Genomic DNA, 20,294 nt, shown 5'->3' on the forward strand with positions numbered 1-20,294 from the left:
ATTGGGTCGCTATGACACGCGTTTTCCCTGCTCGGTTTCATTTTCGTGTTTCATTGGGTCGCTATGACACGCGTTTTCGCTGCTCTCTTTCATTTTTGTGTTTCATTGGACCGCTATGACACGCGTTTTTCCTGCTCGGTTTTATTTTTGTGTTTCATTGGGTCGCTATGACACGCGTTTTCCCTGCTCTCTTTCATTTTCGTGTTTCATTGGATTGCTATGACACGCGTTTTCCCCGCACGCATACATTTTCGCGTTCCATTGGATAGCTATGACACGCGTTTTCCCTGCTCTCTTTCATTTTCGTGTTTCATTGGGTCGCTATGACACTCGTTTTCTCCGCACGCATACATTTTCGCGTTCCATTGCACCTCTATGACACGCGTTTTCTCCACTCTCTTTCAATATCGCGTTCCAATCATGACAGGTCCTTTTTTTGCGCCCCAAAAATAACAGTGGAGAGATTAAACAACTTATCTTAAAAGGACCCCATGTTTTTGCCCTGAAATTCCCTTTTTCCGGTTAATAAAAATATCTATACCTTCTAAAGAATCCCTGCTAATATGAGAAAAGAAGGAGATGGAAAAATATGAAAATAGCAAAAACGATAGTGTTAGTGGTGTGTTTATTGGTTGTAGGAAGCGTGTTGACCGCTTGTAGTGAATTGGTGGATAAGATAAATGAACAGGCAGATGCGCAAGACGAAATCATATCCTATATTGAGGCCAGTAACCCAGTCATCCAAGCCGCTGCGGATGCGGAGGTCGCTGCAGATGAATTTGTGTTCGGAGAAGAGGACTTGGATAGAGCTCACGCATTCTTAGTCGAGACGACCATTCCTGCACTTGAAAAAGTAGTAGCAGACACAGAGGCGATCGTGCTTACATTGGAGCCGCTGCAATCATCACATGATAAGCTGATCGAAGCTCATAAGAAACTGTTGGAAGCCTATTCAACCTATGCAGAAGGCTTTTACAATGGGGACGAAAGCTTGTTGGAAAAAGGAGACAAGCTCTACGAAGAGTATGGAGCCATTTCTGAGGAGCACGAAGTCTTGTTCACGGAATTGGCGGATGAGTATAGGTTAGAGGTGGAAATAGAAGAAATAGAATAGGAATGAAATGAATAGCAATTTTTTAAACAAACGTTCGATTAAGCTGGATTTTTTTATTGGAATGGCGGGCTTGAAATTGCATCGAGTAATATCGACTATTTTTGCATAGTATAGCAGAATATTGATAGGTGATCTGGGGAAGTATGATTAGATTAGATTAGATGCTGGTTATTGTTTGACTTAGCGGATAAAACGAAAAAGTAGCGGATAAATCCAAAATCAGCAACTAGGTCTCAATGAATAAATGTGAAAACATGACGTCCATCCCTGCATATACTGGTTCAGAGGTAATCCAGATGGGAGACATCATCCCCTTTCGCAAGCGTAACTGCCCATTGACCGACGAAGAATTTGAAGAATATTTCTACATTAGGCAACAAATAAAACAGGCAAAAACAATTAGAGACTTTTTTTATTGTAGGAGGCTTTTGAAAAGATTCAGGGAAAAATTGATAGCTCGTTATGGACTGAATAAGAAGAAATGAACAAGGTGGTGCAAACTATGCATCGCCTTTTTATTATATAAATTTTTTATAAAGTTGCCCGCATGCCTTCGGGATAATTAAAAAGTAAAAGTAAATAATACTGACATATTAAGTTTTACTGGGGGAAGACCATGGATAATTTCCAAAGTACAAATAAGGCGCGGCGTTACAAGGCTCATATAAGTATCTTTGGAACGACCCAGATCCACTATAGGAATCCATGGACTGTTGCCATGTGGTCCGTTGCATTTCCGGGCTTTGGCCACTTCCTCTTGAATAAATACTTCAGAGGGTTTGCATTATTCTTATGGGAGATATATATCAACCAGGTATCAAGCCTTAATCTAGCCATCATGTATTCATTTACAGGTAACTTTGATGCGGCAAAGGAAGTGTTGGATTTAAGCATGGTATTGATGTATATTCCAGTATATCTTTTTGCAATATGGGATAGTTACCGGACGACGGTTGATTTGAATAAAATATACACACTTGCCAAGAGGGAAGATGCACCATTTAATTCATTTTCAATAGGTGCTTTTGAGATAAACTATCTGGATAAAAGAAATCCAATCATGGCTATCCTTTGGGGTATGACCATCCCCAGCATAGGGCAACTTTATGCTCACAGGATTATCCTAGCCGGTTTCACGCTTGTATGGACAGCTATCTTTATGTACTATTCACATTTTCTGGAGGCGCTCATTAATTTAATAAATGGGGACCTTGCCAAATCAAATGAGGTATTGAATCCACAATGGCTGCTTTTTATCCCCTCCTTTTACTTTTTTTCCGTTTATGATTCTTACGTAAGTACCGTTGAAAACAATAAATTATTTGAAGATGAGCAAAACAAATATTTAAGAAGAGATTACCAACATTTTAAATTCAAAATGAAGAAAGCAGATAAGGTGGACATCATGCAAATTTTTGCTACTTTTGAACATTCAACCTATCTAGAATTAGCGATTACGGATTTAGAGGAACAAGGTATTACAAATATCCTGGCCCTACCTTTAAACAACAGGACAGAAGAACGGAAAATCCTCGATAACCTCCATCAGTCGGACGGAACTTCCCTGATATCAAAAGGCATGATACTAGCTTTTCTCTTTTCGACTGTCGGGGCAAGCAGAGGGTTTATATTGGAGTGGGGCCCTATCATTTGGGGGTTGATAGGTGCTACTAGTGGATTTGTTTTAGGTTTTCTACTAGATTTATTTATTAAAAAGGTGATAAAAAAGAAACAAAGGACATTAAGGGGGAAAAATTCAGAAGTCATCCTTGTCGTGGAATGTGAAAACTACCAGAAAGAGCGTGTCGAAAGTATCCTCTGGAACCAACTTGCCCTTGGGGTGGCACCATTGAATCAAGATTAACTATACAAAGGCAGACACATGCAATATCACATGTCTCAGTGTGTAGCCCGAGGAGGCTTCCGGACCGCCCGCGGAAAGCGAAGCTCCTGCAACGGGATCAACTGTTTCGAGTGTTAACCTAACTAATTTATAGTTTGTCTACAGTCTAGGACACATGCAATATCACATGTGGCTTTTTCTATTGCATGTCTTCAACCCGTTTTTGACGCAAGGGAAGAGATAAAATATGATAGAAGAAAAGGCTTATAGTTAGGGTGTTGAAACATGAGAGTGTTGTTGGTGGAGGACGATAGGACGATCGCTGCGGGCCTGGAGTATTCGCTTCGGCAGGAGGGTTATGAGACGATTCTTTGTCATGATGTGAAGTCGGCTGAGTCGGCGATAGCTGAAAGGCTTAATGAGATAGATTTATGTTTATTTGATTTGTCTTTGCCTGATGGAAGCGGCTATGACCTTTGCGAACAGGTGAAGAAGCTTGGGGACAAACCGGTGATTTTTCTTACGGCCCTTGATGATGAGGTGAATGTGGTGATGGGGCTTGATATGGGAGCGGACGATTATATTACGAAGCCATTCAGGGTCCGTGAGCTGCTATCCCGGATCAAGTCCGTCTTACGGCGCTACCATAAGCAACCTGAACAGGCGAAAAGCTACATAGATATCGAGAATATCCGCATTAACACGTTGGAGGCCAAAGTATTCAAAAACGGGGAAGAGGTCCTGCTGACCGCGTTGGAATACCGATTGTTGATGATATTTGCCAACCATATCGGGCAGGTACTGACGAGGGCTCAGCTTCTTGACCGGATATGGGATGTGGCAGGGGATTTTGTCAATGACAATACGCTCACAGTGTATATCAAGCGTTTACGGGAAAAGCTCGAGGACAACCCCCAGAGCCCTGTGATCATCCGGACCGTGCGTGGCATGGGCTACAAGGCAGGTAATTGAGATGTGTCGTAACAGAGAAATCCAACTATATGTAGGCATCATGATCTTGATCGGCGCTGTGGTCAGCGGGGCAGCGGCTTTTTTTCTGTCCATATCTGCAGCAATGCTTGTTCTAATAACTTCCGTGCTACTTATTGCTTGCAGTTTGGTTTTCACCAAGTGGAGGTACCGTGAAATTGGAAAACTTTCTGGATATTTACGCCGTATCAGCAATGGTGATTATGAATTGGATGTCCGTGACAATCATGAAGGAGAACTGAGCATTTTAAAAAGCGATATCTATAAAGTCACCCTGATGCTCTCAGAGCAGAGTTCCTATTTGGAACAGGATAAAGTCAAATTGACCAATGCGATCTCCGATATCTCGCATCAATTGAAAACCCCGCTTACCTCCATGATGGTCATGGCCGATTTGCTCAGCGATAATGAGCTGGAAGAATCGAAGCGGGCTGAATTCACCCAGAATATCCGTGTGCAATTGGAAAGAATCGAATGGCTTGTGTCTTCCCTTTTAAAATTGTCCAAAATTGATGCTGGCACTGTTATCTTTAAAAAAGACAAAGTTTCAGTAAGGACGCTTATAGAAAGGGCAGTTCAGTCGGTGTTGATTCCAATGGATATCAAGGAACAGACCTTATTAGTGGAAGGGGACGACTCTGTCACTTTTACAGGAGATAATCACTGGACAGCAGAGGCATTGATCAATATTCTGAAAAACTGTGTGGAGCATACTTCAGAAGGCGGCGAAGTTTCCATTTCATTCTCTGAAAACCCCCTTTATACAGAAATAAAGGTAAAGGATAATGGACATGGAATTCCCAAGGAGGATCTGCCCTATATTTTCAGGCGTTTTTATAAAGGGAAAAATGCAGGGGAGGACAGCGTTGGAATCGGGCTTGCTATGGCATACAGCATCATCACCAGCCAGCAGGGGGATATCGAGGTCAGAACCGATCAAGGAAAAGGGACAGAGTTTCATATTAAGTTTTATAACAAGTCGCGTACCTGACATAAAGGGGAGAGGTTCGTCCTGTGGGACATGGATCTGTCCCCTTAAGTGACTAAACTGTCACAATGAAAGTCACTTTATAGTCATCTTAGGCAGATATACTAAGGTTACATTTAAAGATATGGAGGGAATGCTATGAGCATTTTACAAATAGAAAATCTGTCTAAGGTTTATGGGACTGGAGATACAGCGGTAAAGGCTTTGGACGATGTATCGTTTTCGGTTAAAAAAGGAGAGTTTGTCGCGATCATCGGGCCATCCGGATCCGGCAAATCCACACTGCTTCATTTACTGGGTGGTGTGGACAGACCATCAAGTGGGAAGGTGCTGGTTGATAACACGGATATTTATCAATTGAATGAAACACAGCTGGCGATTTTCAGACGCAGGCAGATCGGATTAATCTATCAGTTCTATAATCTGATTCCGATTTTGACAGTGGAAGAGAATATGACACTGCCATTGCTCTTGGATGAACAGAAAGTGGACCAGAAGCAATTCCATGACATCGCGTCCACCCTTGGCTTGGACCATCGTCTGAATCACTTGCCGAATCAGCTTTCCGGTGGACAGCAGCAACGTGTATCGATCGGCAGGGCACTGATCAGCAATCCGGCGATCATTCTAGCGGATGAGCCAACAGGGAACCTCGACAGCAAAAATAGTAGCGAGATCATGGAACTTCTGAAAATGTTCAATAAAACCTATAATCAGACCCTTATCGTCATAACACACGATGAAAGGATTGCCCTGCAGGCTGACCGTGTGATTGAAATCAATGATGGAAAAGTCGCCAAGGATGAGGTGATCCGTCCATGAACATCGTCAATAAACTGACATTGAGGCATCTGAAGAAAAATAAAAGAAGGACACTTGTGACCATCATAGGGGTGATCATCTCGGTTGCGATGGTGATGGCTGTCGCAACGCTTGGAGTCTCTTTTCTGGATCTTTTGAAAAGACAGTCCATCGTAGATAATGGGGAGTGGCATGTTCAATATAAAAACGTCACCAGCGATCAGATAAAAGCTATCGGAGAAGATGAGAATACAAAAACTTTGATCCTCGCAAGCGATGTTGGCTATGCGAAATTAGATGGAGATGAGGTGACAGATAAGCCCTATCTCTTTTTTAAAGGATACAATGAGGAGGGCTTGGAACAATTTCCAATTGAGTTAAGCAGTGGACGCCTTCCTGAAGCAACGAACGAAGTGGTCGTCTCGGAGCATATAGCGAAAGACACAGGGATTCACTATGAAATCGGCGATGAAATGACCGTTGAAATCGGGAATCGCATAATGGAAGGTGAACCAGAACCCTTGCTGCAGAACTATTCGGTTCAGAGGGGGGAAGAGGGATATCTTGAAAACTTGGAAATTCATACAACAGCAACATACACCGTTGTAGGTACCATTGAAAGGCCCTCTTGGGAGCAGCCCTGGGCACCTGGCTACACAGTGATCAACTATATTGATAAAGAAAATTTAACGGCGAGTGTCGATGCCATTGTGGTTGTAAATAAACTGAATGGATCATTATTTAAACAGGCACAACAGCTTGCTGAGCAAAACGATATAGTTGGGGTGGGTTTCAACGATGAACTGCTACGATATTATGGCCTCACAGATAATGATAACCTGCATACGACCATGTATTCCTTGGCGGGCATCATCATTGCTGTCATCATCATCGGATCGGTATCACTGATATATAACGCATTTGCGATCAGTGTGTCAGAACGAGCAAGGCATTTAGGGATGCTTTCAAGCGTGGGGGCGACCAAGAAACAAAAGCGCAATTCGGTCTTTTTCGAAGGGGCCGTCATTGGGGTGATCAGTATCCCGATTGGTGTCTTGGCGGGCCTTGTAGGAATTGCATTCACCTTTATGTTCATCAACACCTTCATTGCGGATGCATTGGGAGCAACAGAAAAGCTTGAAGTAGTGGTCACGCCGGCTTCCGTCCTGATTGCCTGCTTGATCTCAAGTGCCACCATTTTTGTTTCCACATACATGCCGGCCCGTAAAGCATCCAAAGTCTCAGCCATTGATGCGATTCGTCAGACACAGGATATTAAGCTCACAGGCAAAGCGGTCAAAACCTCCAAGCTAGTCAGAAAAATTTTCGGCTTGGAAGCGGAAATCGGACTGAAAAATGTAAAAAGGAACAAAAAAAGATACTATGCAACACTCTTTTCACTCGTCATCAGTATCATCCTTTTCTTATCTGTATCGTTTTTTACGAATAATTTGAGCAGATCGGTGGAAATGTCACAGGCTGGAACCGATTTTGATATTTTAGTCTCAGGAAGCAACGGAGATATTTCCGAGCTTGAATCCTTGGTTCATACAGAAGGTGTAACGGGTTATAGTCTCCAAAAGACGGTCCAGTTAACATCATTAATGGAGAAAGATAAATTCACCAAAGAATTGATCGCTGTTATCGAAAAAGAGAATATCGAACTTCCAGATGGCAAATATCCATACTACGTCAATGTATATGGGTTGAGTGAAAGTAGTTTTCAAGAGTATGCGGCTAAAGTCGGTACGGACCCAAAAACCTACCAGGATTTAGAAGAACCGAAGGCCATTATTATTGAAAAAATATCTTTCCAGGATTACGAAGCATCCAAGTTTGTGGAAACAAAATCGATCAACACCAAAACCGGTGAGGGATTCGAGCTTCAATATACCGATTATGAAACAAACGAGCATACCATGCTTGCAGAACTTGAAGTCGGTGCACTGACAGATGAACTCCCTATGGGAACCAATACAGCAAGGATTGGCGGCTTGGATATAGTGGTACCCTTGGAAACCTTGGATGCCATACTCCATGACAAGGCGCGTAATGAGGTGCAATCATACCTTTACATGAATAGCAGTGATCCCATGAAGACGCAAGAAGCACTCGAAGAAGTCGTTCCCTCTTCTATGTATATATATAACGTCTTTCAAGACAGAGAGCGGGACCAACAAATGATCATGTTCTTATCGGTATTTACCTATGGATTCATCGCTTTGATTTCCTTGATTTCCATTGCCAATATCTTTAATACCATCTCTACGAGCATTTCCTTACGAAAAAGAGAATTTGCGATGCTGAAGTCGGTCGGAATGACCCCGAAAGGCTTTAACAAAATGATCAATTACGAAAGCATCTTCTACGGAGTGAATGCCCTGTTATTTGGCTTGCCAATCAGTATCGTTGTCATGTATCTGATACATCGTTCTGTAAACGAAACATTCCAATACGGCTTTACCCTGCCGTGGCTGGATATCCTTTTCGTGGTAGCTGCCATCTTCATCATCGTCAGCTCGGCCATGCTCTATTCCATATCCAAAATCAAGAAAGAAAACATCATCGACGGATTGAAACAAGAGAATATATAAGATATCATGTGAGTCGGTTAAACCGGCTCTTTTTTTTGCAGAGAAGGATTTTAGGGATTATTCAAGAATAACGAGTGAAAGGTGGTGCACAGGGCATCACTTTTAACTTTTGGAAACTTTTCCTTTTTTGCTACGTAAATCTAGTAAGATAAAAGTTTTATAGAGGAGGGAGTAATGATGACCTACGAACATATTAAGCAATTAAAAATCATCACCACACTTCTGGTGATAATTGGTTTAGGATTGATGTTTCTTAGTGTGACGTTTGGTACCGCAATAGGTGATTCATGGTTGCAAAGCGTCGGCGGCATGGCCGATACAAGCAACTATGAAAGGATAGTCGAAACGCATACCAATAACTTTGTGATCATAGGGAGCATCCTGTTCGGTGCAGGAGTCCTGACAGCACTGGGGGCATTTTATTTATCTGCTCGCCATGTAAAGATAGAGGACCGTGATGAAGAAGTATCTTGAATCACTCAGCACTCAACTCCAATAATAAGAAAAGCTTATAGGTCTTCATAAAATAACAGTCATTTCTATTATGACCCCTCTTGAGTAAGATGGAAGTATATTCTAACAACTCAGGAGGGGTTTTCATGTCAATTACCATCAACAAAATTGACCATGTTCAGCTTGCGATGCCAAAGGGTCTCGAGGAGAAAGCACGCAGATTTTATCGTGATATTTTAGGCTTTGTGGAAGTGGAAAAGCCGGAGCCACTTCGAAATAGGGGCGGTGCTTGGTTTACTTTAGGAGCGGTGCATCTTCACTTAGGGGTGGAAGAACCTTTTTCACCGGCTAAAAAAGCGCATCCTGCCTTTGAAGTACACGTATTGGAAGAGTTGAAAAGACATTTGAGCTCCTATGGAGTGGAGTACAGTGTGGATGACAATTTGCCAGGGGCCAATAGAATTTATGTGAGTGATCCATTTGGAAACAGGTTGGAGTTTTTGGAGTGGCTATAATTTTATGACATGAAAAATTCCTTTGGCACATGCCCAGTGAAAACTAGGTGATTGCTTTTAATATAGTAATTTTTAAACCAACGTTTGATTAAATTAAATTGCGGTCTTGTTATAATGGGGCTAGACTTATAGCGATAAATATCGACTATTTTTGCATAGTATAGCAAAAAAATGATTAATGGAGGATATGTGTTTCCTTTGAGTGGAAGAGAAATGTATAGGGGTGAATGTAGGTGGAAATGGGTCGAGGAACCTGTCCCTACTACGCCCTCAACCATTTTACCACCTCGATTCTCGTTCCTTGTTCCAACACGGAATCGATTAAAAACTCGTCCATCATCCTTTTTACCCCAGGTAAACCTGCACCAAGGCTGTTGGAGGTGGAGTAGCCGTCTTCCATTGCTTTGCCGATACTGGTGATGCCTGGTCCGTTATCACTTACTACCACACTTAAGCCAGGGGTATACTTATGTATTACCTCAATGGAAATGGTCCCTGCCCCGGCATATTTGATGACATTTCGTGCGAGCTCGGAGATGGCGGTGGTGATTCGGACCTGATCTATATAGCTGAATCCAAGACTAATGGCAATTTCGCGTCCAAGTCTTCTGACTATGATTATATCTTTCTCGTCTTTGATGGTGAGTTGGTGTTTACTTTCCATCGTTTTATCCCTCCTAGGGTAAAGCTGATTTGCCATAAGCGGAGAGGTAAGCTTCCCGTAATTGCTTTTTAGGGGTAAATAGAACTTAATAAAAAAAGCCAAAGAGAGGGTAGGTTTATTACCGCCTTCTCTTTGGCTTACGTCTAGTTCCATGCCTAGCTCATTACTGCCAATTATTATTTTTTTGGGGACAAGATGAATACGATGATGCTCTTGTCAAGGGTGAAGTCCCAGCTTACAAAAATCTCTGTAATATCTTTTTGTAGGTGATACTGAAATAATGCTTTGTCTTGGAATAGTAGTTTTTTCTCCAGTTTCCTTTTGGCAAGTGTTAATGCTTCTTCAAACCCTAGTTCAATGAGTTGTTCTTCTATTTTTACGAGAATTCCTTCTCTGATAACAACAAAAGTTCGTTCATTCAGCATATGAGAGTATGTAACATCCGGATGTTTCTCTGCTTCTGCACTGATTTTGGCGACGAGGGTCTCTACTTCACATCGATTGGGGTAATTGTATTCAAAAAACTTCTCTGCCTTTTCTTCGACTCCGACCAAAAGGCCAGATCCGTTTTGGAACGACCAGTCATAGTAAAATTCTTTGATTGGTAGTCCGGTGACGGAATGAATGATTTCTATAATTTTATTATTTAATTTACGCATCATTTTATCACGTATTTCCTCGACCGTCAGCGTGTGGTCGTCTTCTAGCAACATATTTTCTATGGGAGATAGGAATTGACGCAGATAGATGATGACATAGGGTGAAGCAATGGTGACGAAAATCGACTCAGGTCCTTTTCCAAAATGCTTTCTGAGTAATCTTCCAATTTCGCTTGATAATTCTGACTGCTGCACTTTAACTTCCATCGACTCATCCCTTTAAGAACAAGGTTTTATTCCCAAGCTCTCTATCAATATTAAGGGTTGTTGAAATTGAATAAGTTTACCCGTGAAAAATATGGGGTACATTTAATAGTTAAACCCTCTTTAAGTATATAATTCTACACAAATGACAAAAAACCTTCTTGATATTGGTTTTTTAATCAAAAACCTCTTCATAAATTTCCCTGAGTACGATTAGTATCCAACGCTCTCTTTTTTTTGTTATTCTATAAATAGGGAAAATTGAAACTATTAACCCATTCATTAAAGGATTTTTATGCCAAAAAAGAGAATATAGTGTAGGTTAGGTAGAAGAAAATTGTCGATAAAAAATCTTTAAACATAGAGTATCTAGGGGGTACAATTCATGGAAACTTCACAGCTTCAGGTCAAGCGTATATTAGATAATATTGGAAATGTCATGATTGGGAAGGAGCATGTCGCAGAACTTAGCATTGTCGCATTGCTTGCGGGGGGCCACGTATTGCTCGAGGATGTGCCGGGAGTGGGGAAGACATTGATGGTCCGTTCTTTGGCAAAGTCGGTAGGTGCAAATTTCAAGCGCATCCAGTTTACTCCTGACCTTTTGCCATCCGATGTGACGGGAAGCTCCATCTACAACCCTAAGGAATTGAAGTTTGAATTCAGGCCAGGGCCAATCATGGGGAACATCGTACTTGCCGATGAAATAAATCGTACATCTCCGAAAACGCAGGCGGCCTTGCTGGAGGGAATGGAAGAGGGCAGTGTGACGGTGGACGGGAATACGCTTTCTCTAGGTAGTCCATTCTTTGTCATGGCGACACAGAATCCGATTGAATATGAAGGAACCTATCCATTACCGGAGGCGCAGCTGGACCGTTTCCTATTCAAAATGAACATGGGGTACCCATCGCCTCAGGATGAAGTGAATATTTTACATAGCACGGAAAAGAAGCAACCGATCAATGAGCTACAATCCGTCATTACGTCAGAGGAACTTCAGGAAATGCAGAGGCAAGTGAAGGGCGTGCATGTGGATGTGACGGTCAAGGAGTATATTGTGGATATGGTCAACCGCACCCGCACGCATCAATCCGTCTACCTTGGGGCTAGCCCTCGTGGTTCGGTTGCATTGATGAAGGCAGCACAAGCTTATGCATTCAGCCATGGCAGGGATTATGTATTGCCGGATGATATTCAATACTTGGCTCCATACGTATTGCCACACAGGATCATTTTGAAATCGGAAGCGAAATTTGAAGGGATGACAGCCGAGCAAGTGGTCAAAAAGGTCATTGACCGAACGCCGGTCCCTGTACAAAGGTCGATGAGCAGATAATGAAGGTATTTTTTCAGAAAGCCAAAAAAGTCTGGAAGTTGATTTCCTTTCTGCTGCTTGTAGTGATCACTTTTGTGTATGCCATGTTCCAAGGGGGCTTTGTCAGCTGGTTCCTGTTTATCAGTTTCTTGCCTTTTGCGTTGTATGCTTTTTTGGTTATGATCTATCCGCTTCAAGATTTCGAAGTGACAAGGACCATCAATCAGGAGAAATATCGGGCGGGGGACCGCCTTGTCGGAACGATTACACTAAGGCGTACCGTGCCGGTTCCGCTCGCTTTCCTTCTAGTGGAGGAAGTGTTGCCGAACAATCTATTATTCTGTCAGCAAACAAAGCAGGCCAAACGGATCTTATTTCCTTGGTTTAAAAGCACCGTCACCATTCAATATGCGCTCGATCGCCTTCCGCGTGGGGAGCATACGTTGACGGGGATCCGTCTTGTGACAGGCGATTTCCTCGGGCTTGTGGAAAAAGAGAGAGTGATAGAGCTGGACCGCCATTTCCTTGTTTATCCAAACTATGTGGAGATGACTTACAGGCAGCATGAGAATAAGTTTGATCAGGGTTCCACCTCCTCCAGGATGAAAATGGTGCGTGATACGTCCATGACGGTCGGGGTCAGGGAGTATCAGCCTGGCGATCGCTTTTCCTGGATTGATTGGAAGGCGAGTGCGCGCCGTAACGATATAATGACAAAAGAATTTGAACAGCAACAATCGCACGATGTCATGCTGTTTCTTGACCGTTCTCAATCAGCTTCTTTTGAAAGTGTGGTCAGTTATAGTGCTGCCTTAACAAAGGCGATCCTTAAATATGGTTCACAGGTCGGCCTTGTGTCGGTTGGGGAAGACAGATCCATCTTTTCCTTGCGGAGCGGCGAGGAGCAATTTGCGGGAATCTATTATCATCTGGCAAAAATCCAACCGAATTGCAAACGGGATTTTTCCAAAGTGATAGAAATGGAGATAGGGAAATTCCAGCCGACGGTGACCTTCGTTTTCCTTACAGGGAAGCTTACAAAAGGAATGGCCGAAAGTCTCGAAAAGCTCTCTTCCCGGCATCTTCATTTAGAAGTGCATCTCACAAAGGATGTAGGAGTCCGCGTGACAAAAGAAGAGTTGGCCTGTATGGACCTATTAAAGCGCCGTAATATTTTTGTGAAGACGATTTACCCGAGTAAACCTGCGGCTGATGTCATAAGTGAGGTGAGTTAATCATGGCGAAGTCAAACCCTTATCAGCGCAACGGTTATGCTTTTCTGATGCATGTATTCGGTTTTGTTCTGCTGTTGGAGTGGATTCTTCCCTTAAAGGATGTCACCGATACTGCCAATCTATATATATTTGTCGTATTCTTGCTCCTATCATTTGCCCTTTCCTTCTTGCAGATCATCCCTTTATTGAGCTTTTTTGTTCATCTGGGGTTCATGTTTTACTTCATTCATATCATCTATATGGATGGCAGGTTTCTGAGCAAAAGCTGGTTCTCTTATCTTTGGAATGATTTGAAATATAATACCAACATTATTTGGGCGGCCGATTGGATGGCGATGACCGGCATGTTCAGGAGCATCCTTCTGTTCATGCTATTATGGCTTGTGAGCTACCTTGTCATCTATTGGATCCTGTACCGGAAGCAGATGCTTTTGTTTGTCATTTTCACCATCACTTATGTCGCCATCCTTGATACCTTCACTCCCTATCAAGGGGACGGAGCCATCGTCCGCTTGATCATTGTCGGACTCGGCATTGTTGGATTTGTCCATTTGGAACGATTGAAAGAACGAGAAGGCATCTATCGAAACAGTAAGCTTCTGTTTGGATGGGGGATCCCGTTGATCCTATTCATCCTGTTATCAGCGACAGTGGGGTATCTATCACCAAAAGCGGCACCGATCTGGCCGGATCCAGTGCCATTTTTGACAAGCTTTGGAAATGGAGATGGCCCTGGTGTCGGCAATGGTGTGCGAAAGATCGGCTACGGGGAAAATGATTCGCGCCTTGGTGGACCATTTGTCCCGGATGACAGTGTGGTGTTTCAGGCAGAGCTAACGCGTACCCATTATTGGCGTGTGGAAACAAAAGACATCTATACCGGGAAAGGCTGGGATTCCTCCGATGGGAATCGAGTGGAACTCGGTCAAGGTGTGAATGACCAAGTTTCCTGGATGAGCGATGCGGTAGAAACAGACGCGTTAACTGCAACATTGTCGATGGAAAAAACCTACCCGCATATCAATTACCCGCTAGGCCTGAAAGAAATACAGGCGGAAGATGCCTTCTACAGGCTCCATGATAGTACAGAAAAAATCACAACAGTGGACGGCGACGGTGAGCCACTGGAGCTCGAAGAATACCAGGTGAACTATGAGTTCCCTAGATACTATATAGAAGCGTTGAAAGGCGCGGAACCTGGAACGGGCGAGGAAAGTGATGAGGAGTTTATCGAGCGTTACACGCAATTGCCCGATTCCCTGCCAGACAGAGTGGTGGAGCTGGCCGAGGAAATCACCGCATCCTTCCCAAGTCGCTTTGATAAGGTCAATGCGGTGGAAAGATACTTCCGGAATAACGATTTTGTCTATGAAACAACAGATGTGGCCGTTCCGACCGGAAATCAGGATTATGTAGATCAATTCCTGTTTGAGACGATGCAAGGATATTGTGACAACTTCTCCACTTCCATGGTCGCCCTGTTGCGTGCGGTCGATATTCCAGCACGCTGGGTAAAAGGATACACACAAGGGGAGTTTGTCGATGTTACCGACCGTTCCACACGGATCTTCGAAGTGACCAATAATAACGCCCACTCCTGGGTGGAAGTGTACTACCCGGAAGTCGGCTGGGTAACATATGAACCAACAAGCGGTTTCTCCAATCCATACCGTTTTGTATACCAATCCGCTGAGGAAAATACGGGAGAAAATGGCGAAGACGAAAACATGGAACAACCAGAAAGACCGGAAACCGAAAATCCAGATCGACCGGAACTTGACCCAGGTGAAGATGAAGATGCAGCTGGTGCGTCCGGTTCCGATGGTGGCGGACCATTGAATTTCACGGTGTCCTGGAAGCCTGCGCTGTTATTCGTTGTTGGATTTTTGACAACAGGTTTGGTACTGTTCTTTGGCCGTAACAAGTGGATTCCATACGTGTATATCTTGCGCTACAAAGGCAAACGGGAGGAAGGGACCTTCAACAAGGCCTATCCTGCATTGCTGAGACAGCTGCATGCAGTTGGTCACACCCGAAAAGAGGGGCAAACATTAAGGGAGTATGCCAAGTATATTGATGACTATTACAGCACAAGTGAGATGGGAGTGCTCACAGCCAATTACGAGCGTGTCCTCTATCGCGGTGATTCCTCCGAACAAGAATGGGAGAAATCGGTGGAATTATGGGAAAATTTAATTAAAAAGACATCATCTTGACCTGTCCTGACTTGGTTGATAGAATAAGGACAATTAAATCAAGTAATCTAATTATTGGCTTCATATATCCTCGATAATATGGTTCGAGAGTCTCTACCGGGTTGCCGTCAACTACCCGACTATGAAGGCAGTTCTTTTTACATGGCAGGGCGCCATGAATCCTTCAGCGCCCTCTCGTAAACTAGAATTCTGCCTTCTTATGTATATATGAGGGGAAGATTCTAGTTTTTTTGTGTTTTAAGGGTGTTTTTGTTGAGAGTATGTTCCTAGCTGTTGATTGGAGCAATAGGCGAAGACTCCTGCGGGAGGTAGCGCTTTGGTGAGACCCCGCAAGCGAAGCTGAGGAGGCTCACCGAGCGCCCCGCGGAAAGCGAAGCCTAGTGCGGAAATCAATAGCGGTGCATAACAGTGACTCCACCTGCAGATCAAAGTGCAAGGTGTGAGACTCCAGCGGGAGGTAGCGTTTTGGTGAGACCCCGCAGGCGTAGCAAGGCCACTGAAAACCAATAACTTATTTACTAAAATGATTTCTAGTTGTTGATTGGAGCAATAGGCGAAGACTCCTACGGGGGATAGCGACAATCTTGAGACCCGGCAGGGCGAGCCTGAGGAGGCTCAAGGTCGCCCCGTGGAAAGCGAAGTCGTTTGCGGAAAACAACAGCGGTAAGAAACAGATCACTAAAATAATTTACTTTTTCAATGGCCATGCCAAAGCTGAGGAGCGAACACCTGGAACGAGAATCTACAGGAGTTAAACAGACTACCCTTCTTTTTAAAACACATAAGAAGTAAAGGCATATATTTCCTTTTATAGGTCAAAATAAACGGAATGATATGCTCCGAAAATAAATTATATCTATGAGGTGAATTCGGGTGGAAGGTATCCAACAAATGGTCGTAGTCCTCGACTTCGGCAGTCAATATAACCAATTAATTACTCGTCGTATCCGTGAGTTCGGAGTCTACAGTGAGCTTCATCCACATACGATTACAGCAGAAGAAATCAAAAAGATGAACCCAAAAGGCATCATCCTTTCCGGCGGACCGAACAGCGTATACGGGGAAAATTCCTTCCGCTGTGACGAAGAAATCTTTGAACTTGGCATTCCTGTCCTAGGTATTTGCTATGGTATGCAATTAATGACGATGCACTTTGGTGGAGTGGTGGAAAAAGCAAGCCACCGCGAATATGGAAAAGCGCTTGCTACTGTATCCAACCAATCCGCATTGTATCAAGAGATTCCAGAACAACAAGTCGTATGGATGAGCCATGGGGACTTAGTTGTTTCAGAGCCAGAAGACTTTGCGATCGATTTGACAAGCCCTGCATGTCCAATCGCTGGAATCAGCAATGAAGAAAAGAAAATGTACGGCGTTCAATTCCATCCAGAAGTACGTCACTCTGTATACGGAAACGACCTGTTAAGAAACTTCGTTTATAACGTTTGCGGCTGCACAGACAGCTGGACAATCGAGAACTTCCTTGAAATCGAAATGCAAAAGATCCGTGACGTTGTCGGCGACAAAAAAGTACTTTGCGCGCTAAGTGGCGGAGTGGACTCTTCCGTTGTAGCGGTTCTGATCCACAAAGCAATCGGTGACCAACTGACATGTATTTTCGTAGACCACGGCTTGCTTCGTAAAAATGAAGCAGATGCGGTCATGAAAACTTTCAGTGAAGGCTTCAACATGAATGTCATCAAAGTGGACGCGAAAGATCGTTTCTTAAACAAACTAAAAGGTGTATCCGACCCTGAACTTAAACGCAAAATCATCGGAAACGAATTCATCTATGTGTTTGACGACGAGGCTTCCAAGCTAGAAGGAATCGACTACCTTGCACAAGGTACCCTTTACACAGATATCATCGAGAGCGGCACGGCAACTGCACAAACGATCAAATCCCACCACAACGTGGGCGGACTACCTGAGGACATGCAATTCCAACTAATTGAGCCGTTGAACACATTGTTCAAGGATGAGGTTCGTGCATTGGGTACAGAGCTAGGTATTCCGGACGAAATCGTTTGGCGTCAACCGTTCCCGGGCCCAGGTCTTGGTATTCGTGTACTTGGCGAGATCTCTGATGAGAAACTGGAGATCGTTCGCGAGTCTGATCACATCCTTCGTGAAGAGATCAAAAAAGCGGGACTTGACCGTGACATCTGGCAATACTTCACCGTACTTCCTGACATCCGCAGTGTAGGGGTAATGGGAGACCAACGCACATACGATTACACAATCGGTATCCGTGCCGTAACATCCATCGACGGAATGACTTCCGACTGGGCACGTATCCCATGGGATGTGCTTGAAGTGATCTCCACTCGTATCGTAAACGAAGTGGACCACATCAACCGCGTCGTGTATGACATTACTTCCAAGCCACCTGCAACGATTGAGTGGGAATAGAATAGCGTAAAGTAATCATTTAGAGCTGACTGGAGTGCTTCCAGTCAGCTCTTTTTGTTAAAAGGCGAACATTGGAAGAAAAATAATTGTCGAATGTTCGTTTTTATTGTTGACGAAAACAGGAGGGCTTGGTAAGATAAGAACAGAAATTATCTTAATTATATAGTTCAAATCTCGTATAAATTTGGGAATATGGCCCAAAAGTTTCTACCAGGCTACCGTAAACGGCTTGACTACGAGGTAATAGGAACTAAGTGATATATTCATCCGTTTGTTCAGTTGGATGTTCTCGCCTTTTCCTATCCTCGGAAGTTCTCGGTTCACGCTCCTGGTTTATGCCGGGGGCGTTTTCTTGTTTGTACGAATTATCTTGAGGAGGATTTTGGCATGAAGAATTATTTTGAGTTTGACAAACACGGTACAAGCTATAAAACAGAATCCATCGCGGGACTAACGACATTCCTGGCAATGGCATATATACTAGTCGTAAATCCGCTAATGCTTTCCTTGGCTAGTGTTGGGGATTATCCAGATGCACTTCGCATGGACCAAGGTGCAATCTTTACTGCCACAGCACTATCGGCAGCAATTGGCTGTTTGATCATGGGTCTCTATGCAAAATACCCAATCGCACTTGCGCCGGGTATGGGACTTAATGCCTTCTTCGCTTATTCTGTAGTTCTTGGCATGGGTATCCCGTGGCAAACGGCTCTAGCAGGGGTATTGGTTTCCGGTATCATCTTTATCTTCTTAACTCTATTCGGCATTCGTGAAAAAATCATCAACGCTATCCCGGCAGAACTTAAATATGCCGTTGGAGCAGGGATTGGACTTTTCATTACGTTCATCGGTTTTCAAAATGCCGGCGTCATCGTCGGGGACGAAGTGGTACTTGTAGCACTTGGAGATTTGACAAACGGTAATACATTACTTGCAATTTTTGGTCTAGTAATCACGGTTATTCTTATGGTAAGAGGCTTAAAAGGCGGTATCTTCTTCGGGATTGTCATTACGGCAGTGGTAGGTATGCTATTTGGCCTTATCGATAGACCTTCGCAGGTGGTTGGTTCTGTTCCGAGTCTGGAGCCAACATTTGGAGCGGCATTTACACACCTCGGGGATATTTTCACCATCCAAATGCTTGTCGTTATCCTTACATTCTTATTTGTAGACTTCTTTGACACAGCCGGAACGCTTGTAGCTGTAGCGAACCAAGCAGGCTTCATGAAAGACAACAAGCTTCCACGTGCAAACAAAGCACTATTCGCAGACTCTGCAGCAACAGTGGCGGGAGCGACGCTTGGAACTTCCACTACTACTTCTTACATTGAATCATCTTCCGGTGTTGCTGCTGGAGGGAGAACAGGGTTCGCATCTGTTGTAACAGCTGGATTGTTCCTATTGTCACTGGTATTCTTCCCGTTGTTATCTGTCATCACAGAACCGGTTACTGCACCAGCCCTCATCATTGTAGGGGTGCTGATGGTATCAGCTTTAGGTAAAATTGATTGGAACAAATTCGAGATTGCAGTACCAGCGTTCTTGACAGTAATTGCAATGCCATTGACTTACAGCATCGCAACAGGTATCGCAGTAGGATTCATCTTCTACCCGATCACGATGATCATGAAAGGGAGAGCAAAAGAAATCCATCCAATCATGTATGCACTATTCGTCATCTTCATCCTTTATTTTGTATTCTTAATTGAATAGATTAATAGAAGATTTATTGGAATGTCCCCGCTGGAAGTGAGCAGGGATTTTTCTTTAGGAGAAAAGAAAATGTTTAATCGATTGTGGAGGTGGTACAGGATTAGTAAGTAAATAATAAAAAGAAAGACAACAGTTATTGAAGGAAGGATACATTATTATATAGAAGGAGTTCACTCTTAAACTACAAACTTAAAATTATATTAAAAAAGTAGTTGACCTAATTTGGTCTGCCGTGGTATATTATTATTCGTTGCTGCAAAACACGAATTGTTAGTTCGCTGTAATGTTCGCAACAAAAACTTAAAAAACATGTTGACGAAAAACGAACAGCATGGTATAGTAATTAAGTCGCCACGGAGCGACAGAAAATGATCTTTGAAAACTAAACAAAACAACAGCGTCATAACGTCGGTTCTACGGAATCGGCAAAATGATTTTAAGTAACACAAGCTAGCAAATTTTGAGCAAAAGCTCAGACTCTTTATTGGAGAGTTTGATCCTGGCTCAGGACGAACGCTGGCGGCGTGCCTAATACATGCAAGTCGAGCGGACCTTTTAAAAGCTTGCTTTTGAAA

General features: G+C 43.4%; 15 protein-coding genes, 1 rRNA gene and 2 riboswitches. Of the genes, 14 read left to right on the forward strand and 2 right to left on the reverse strand.

Going from position 1 to position 20,294, the window contains the following annotated elements; translation table 11 throughout:
• Positions 1-589 precede the first annotated feature (589 nt).
• The 8 genes from EKQ44_RS20940 to EKQ44_RS20980 all read left to right on the forward strand — a co-directional run bounded on the left by EKQ44_RS20940 (position 590) and on the right by EKQ44_RS20980 (position 9,298).
• On the forward strand, positions 590-1,114 hold the full coding sequence (locus tag EKQ44_RS20940; protein WP_237665449.1) for a hypothetical protein: 525 nt from the start codon (positions 590-592) through the stop codon (positions 1,112-1,114).
• Between the two features lie 616 nt (positions 1,115-1,730).
• Positions 1,731-2,978, forward strand: coding sequence for a hypothetical protein (locus tag EKQ44_RS21610; protein WP_331254682.1), 1,248 nt, complete (start codon positions 1,731-1,733; stop codon positions 2,976-2,978).
• 264 nt (positions 2,979-3,242) lie between these two features.
• Positions 3,243-3,929 (forward strand): response regulator transcription factor, encoded by a 687-nt coding sequence (locus EKQ44_RS20955; protein ID WP_237665450.1) that lies wholly within the window; start codon positions 3,243-3,245, stop codon positions 3,927-3,929.
• A 1-nt stretch (position 3,930) separates the two neighbouring features.
• Positions 3,931-4,938: a sensor histidine kinase gene (locus EKQ44_RS20960; RefSeq protein ID WP_237665451.1), complete on the forward strand. Its 1,008-nt coding sequence runs from the start codon at positions 3,931-3,933 to the stop codon at positions 4,936-4,938.
• 135 nt (positions 4,939-5,073) lie between these two features.
• The gene (locus EKQ44_RS20965; RefSeq protein ID WP_237665452.1) at positions 5,074-5,757 is read left to right on the forward strand and encodes an ABC transporter ATP-binding protein; all 684 of its coding nucleotides are present in this window, start codon (positions 5,074-5,076) and stop codon (positions 5,755-5,757) included.
• Complete coding sequence (locus EKQ44_RS20970; RefSeq protein ID WP_237665453.1) at positions 5,754-8,330, forward strand: FtsX-like permease family protein; 2,577 nt, start codon at positions 5,754-5,756, stop codon at positions 8,328-8,330. Before EKQ44_RS20965 ends, EKQ44_RS20970 begins: the two co-directional genes overlap by 4 nt.
• Positions 8,331-8,504: 174 nt before the next feature.
• Positions 8,505-8,804, forward strand: a complete 300-nt coding sequence (locus tag EKQ44_RS20975; RefSeq protein WP_237665454.1) for a hypothetical protein — start codon at positions 8,505-8,507, stop codon at positions 8,802-8,804.
• A 125-nt stretch (positions 8,805-8,929) separates the two neighbouring features.
• Positions 8,930-9,298, forward strand: coding sequence for a VOC family protein (locus EKQ44_RS20980; protein WP_237665455.1), 369 nt, complete (start codon positions 8,930-8,932; stop codon positions 9,296-9,298).
• Positions 9,299-9,560: 262 nt separating this feature from the next.
• Here the strand turns inward: EKQ44_RS20980 and EKQ44_RS20985 are convergent, their stop codons facing one another.
• The gene (locus EKQ44_RS20985; protein WP_237665456.1) at positions 9,561-9,962 is read right to left on the reverse strand and encodes an anti-sigma regulatory factor; all 402 of its coding nucleotides are present in this window, start codon (positions 9,960-9,962) and stop codon (positions 9,561-9,563) included.
• A gap of 176 nt (positions 9,963-10,138) precedes the next feature.
• A complete protein-coding gene (locus tag EKQ44_RS20990; protein ID WP_237665457.1) occupies positions 10,139-10,828 on the reverse strand; it encodes a Na-translocating system protein MpsC family protein in 690 nt (229 codons plus the stop codon).
• Between the two features lie 382 nt (positions 10,829-11,210).
• Here EKQ44_RS20990 and EKQ44_RS20995 point away from each other — a divergent pair, with 382 nt between their 5' ends.
• The 6 genes from EKQ44_RS20995 to EKQ44_RS21020 all read left to right on the forward strand — a co-directional run.
• A complete protein-coding gene (locus EKQ44_RS20995) occupies positions 11,211-12,164 on the forward strand; it encodes an AAA family ATPase (protein ID WP_237665458.1) in 954 nt (317 codons plus the stop codon).
• Positions 12,164-13,378 (forward strand): DUF58 domain-containing protein, encoded by a 1,215-nt coding sequence (locus EKQ44_RS21000; RefSeq protein WP_237665459.1) that lies wholly within the window; start codon positions 12,164-12,166, stop codon positions 13,376-13,378. The genes EKQ44_RS20995 and EKQ44_RS21000 overlap by 1 nt, the downstream gene beginning before the upstream one ends.
• Before the next feature lie 2 nt (positions 13,379-13,380).
• Positions 13,381-15,594 carry a transglutaminase TgpA family protein gene (locus EKQ44_RS21005; protein WP_237665460.1) on the forward strand — a complete coding sequence of 738 codons (2,214 nt, stop codon included), beginning with the start codon at positions 13,381-13,383 and terminating at the stop codon, positions 15,592-15,594.
• 40 nt (positions 15,595-15,634) lie between these two features.
• Positions 15,635-15,736, forward strand: a riboswitch (purine riboswitch).
• Between the two features lie 749 nt (positions 15,737-16,485).
• The gene (guaA, locus tag EKQ44_RS21010; protein WP_237665463.1) at positions 16,486-18,006 is read left to right on the forward strand and encodes a glutamine-hydrolyzing GMP synthase; all 1,521 of its coding nucleotides are present in this window, start codon (positions 16,486-16,488) and stop codon (positions 18,004-18,006) included.
• Between the two features lie 154 nt (positions 18,007-18,160).
• Positions 18,161-18,262, forward strand: a riboswitch (purine riboswitch).
• Positions 18,263-18,393: 131 nt separating this feature from the next.
• Positions 18,394-19,719 carry an NCS2 family permease gene (locus EKQ44_RS21015; protein ID WP_237665461.1) on the forward strand — a complete coding sequence of 442 codons (1,326 nt, stop codon included), beginning with the start codon at positions 18,394-18,396 and terminating at the stop codon, positions 19,717-19,719.
• Positions 19,720-20,200: 481 nt separating this feature from the next.
• Positions 20,201-20,294: ribosomal RNA gene (locus EKQ44_RS21020) — 16S ribosomal RNA — on the forward strand; the annotation flags it as partial.

The organism is Sutcliffiella horikoshii (assembly GCF_021991925.1).
In the GTDB taxonomy this organism is placed as follows: Bacteria; Bacillota; Bacilli; order Bacillales; family Bacillaceae_I; genus Sutcliffiella_A; species Sutcliffiella_A horikoshii_F.

What these genes read in the sequence shown, in the direction of transcription:
- EKQ44_RS20940 (WP_237665449.1), top strand. Translation starts at nt 590, where the DNA reads ATGAAAATAGCAAAAACGATAGTGTTAGTGGTGTGTTTATTGGTTGTA.
- EKQ44_RS21610 (WP_331254682.1), top strand. Translation starts at nt 1,731, where the DNA reads ATGGATAATTTCCAAAGTACAAATAAGGCGCGGCGTTACAAGGCTCAT.
- EKQ44_RS20955 (WP_237665450.1), top strand. Translation starts at nt 3,243, where the DNA reads ATGAGAGTGTTGTTGGTGGAGGACGATAGGACGATCGCTGCGGGCCTG.
- EKQ44_RS20960 (WP_237665451.1), top strand. Translation starts at nt 3,931, where the DNA reads ATGTGTCGTAACAGAGAAATCCAACTATATGTAGGCATCATGATCTTG.
- EKQ44_RS20965 (WP_237665452.1), top strand. Translation starts at nt 5,074, where the DNA reads ATGAGCATTTTACAAATAGAAAATCTGTCTAAGGTTTATGGGACTGGA.
- EKQ44_RS20970 (WP_237665453.1), top strand. Translation starts at nt 5,754, where the DNA reads ATGAACATCGTCAATAAACTGACATTGAGGCATCTGAAGAAAAATAAA.
- EKQ44_RS20975 (WP_237665454.1), top strand. Translation starts at nt 8,505, where the DNA reads ATGATGACCTACGAACATATTAAGCAATTAAAAATCATCACCACACTT.
- EKQ44_RS20980 (WP_237665455.1), top strand. Translation starts at nt 8,930, where the DNA reads ATGTCAATTACCATCAACAAAATTGACCATGTTCAGCTTGCGATGCCA.
- EKQ44_RS20985 (WP_237665456.1), bottom strand. Translation starts at nt 9,962, where the DNA reads ATGGAAAGTAAACACCAACTCACCATCAAAGACGAGAAAGATATAATC.
- EKQ44_RS20990 (WP_237665457.1), bottom strand. Translation starts at nt 10,828, where the DNA reads ATGGAAGTTAAAGTGCAGCAGTCAGAATTATCAAGCGAAATTGGAAGA.
- EKQ44_RS20995 (WP_237665458.1), top strand. Translation starts at nt 11,211, where the DNA reads ATGGAAACTTCACAGCTTCAGGTCAAGCGTATATTAGATAATATTGGA.
- EKQ44_RS21000 (WP_237665459.1), top strand. Translation starts at nt 12,164, where the DNA reads ATGAAGGTATTTTTTCAGAAAGCCAAAAAAGTCTGGAAGTTGATTTCC.
- EKQ44_RS21005 (WP_237665460.1), top strand. Translation starts at nt 13,381, where the DNA reads ATGGCGAAGTCAAACCCTTATCAGCGCAACGGTTATGCTTTTCTGATG.
- guaA (WP_237665463.1), top strand. Translation starts at nt 16,486, where the DNA reads ATGGTCGTAGTCCTCGACTTCGGCAGTCAATATAACCAATTAATTACT.
- EKQ44_RS21015 (WP_237665461.1), top strand. Translation starts at nt 18,394, where the DNA reads ATGAAGAATTATTTTGAGTTTGACAAACACGGTACAAGCTATAAAACA.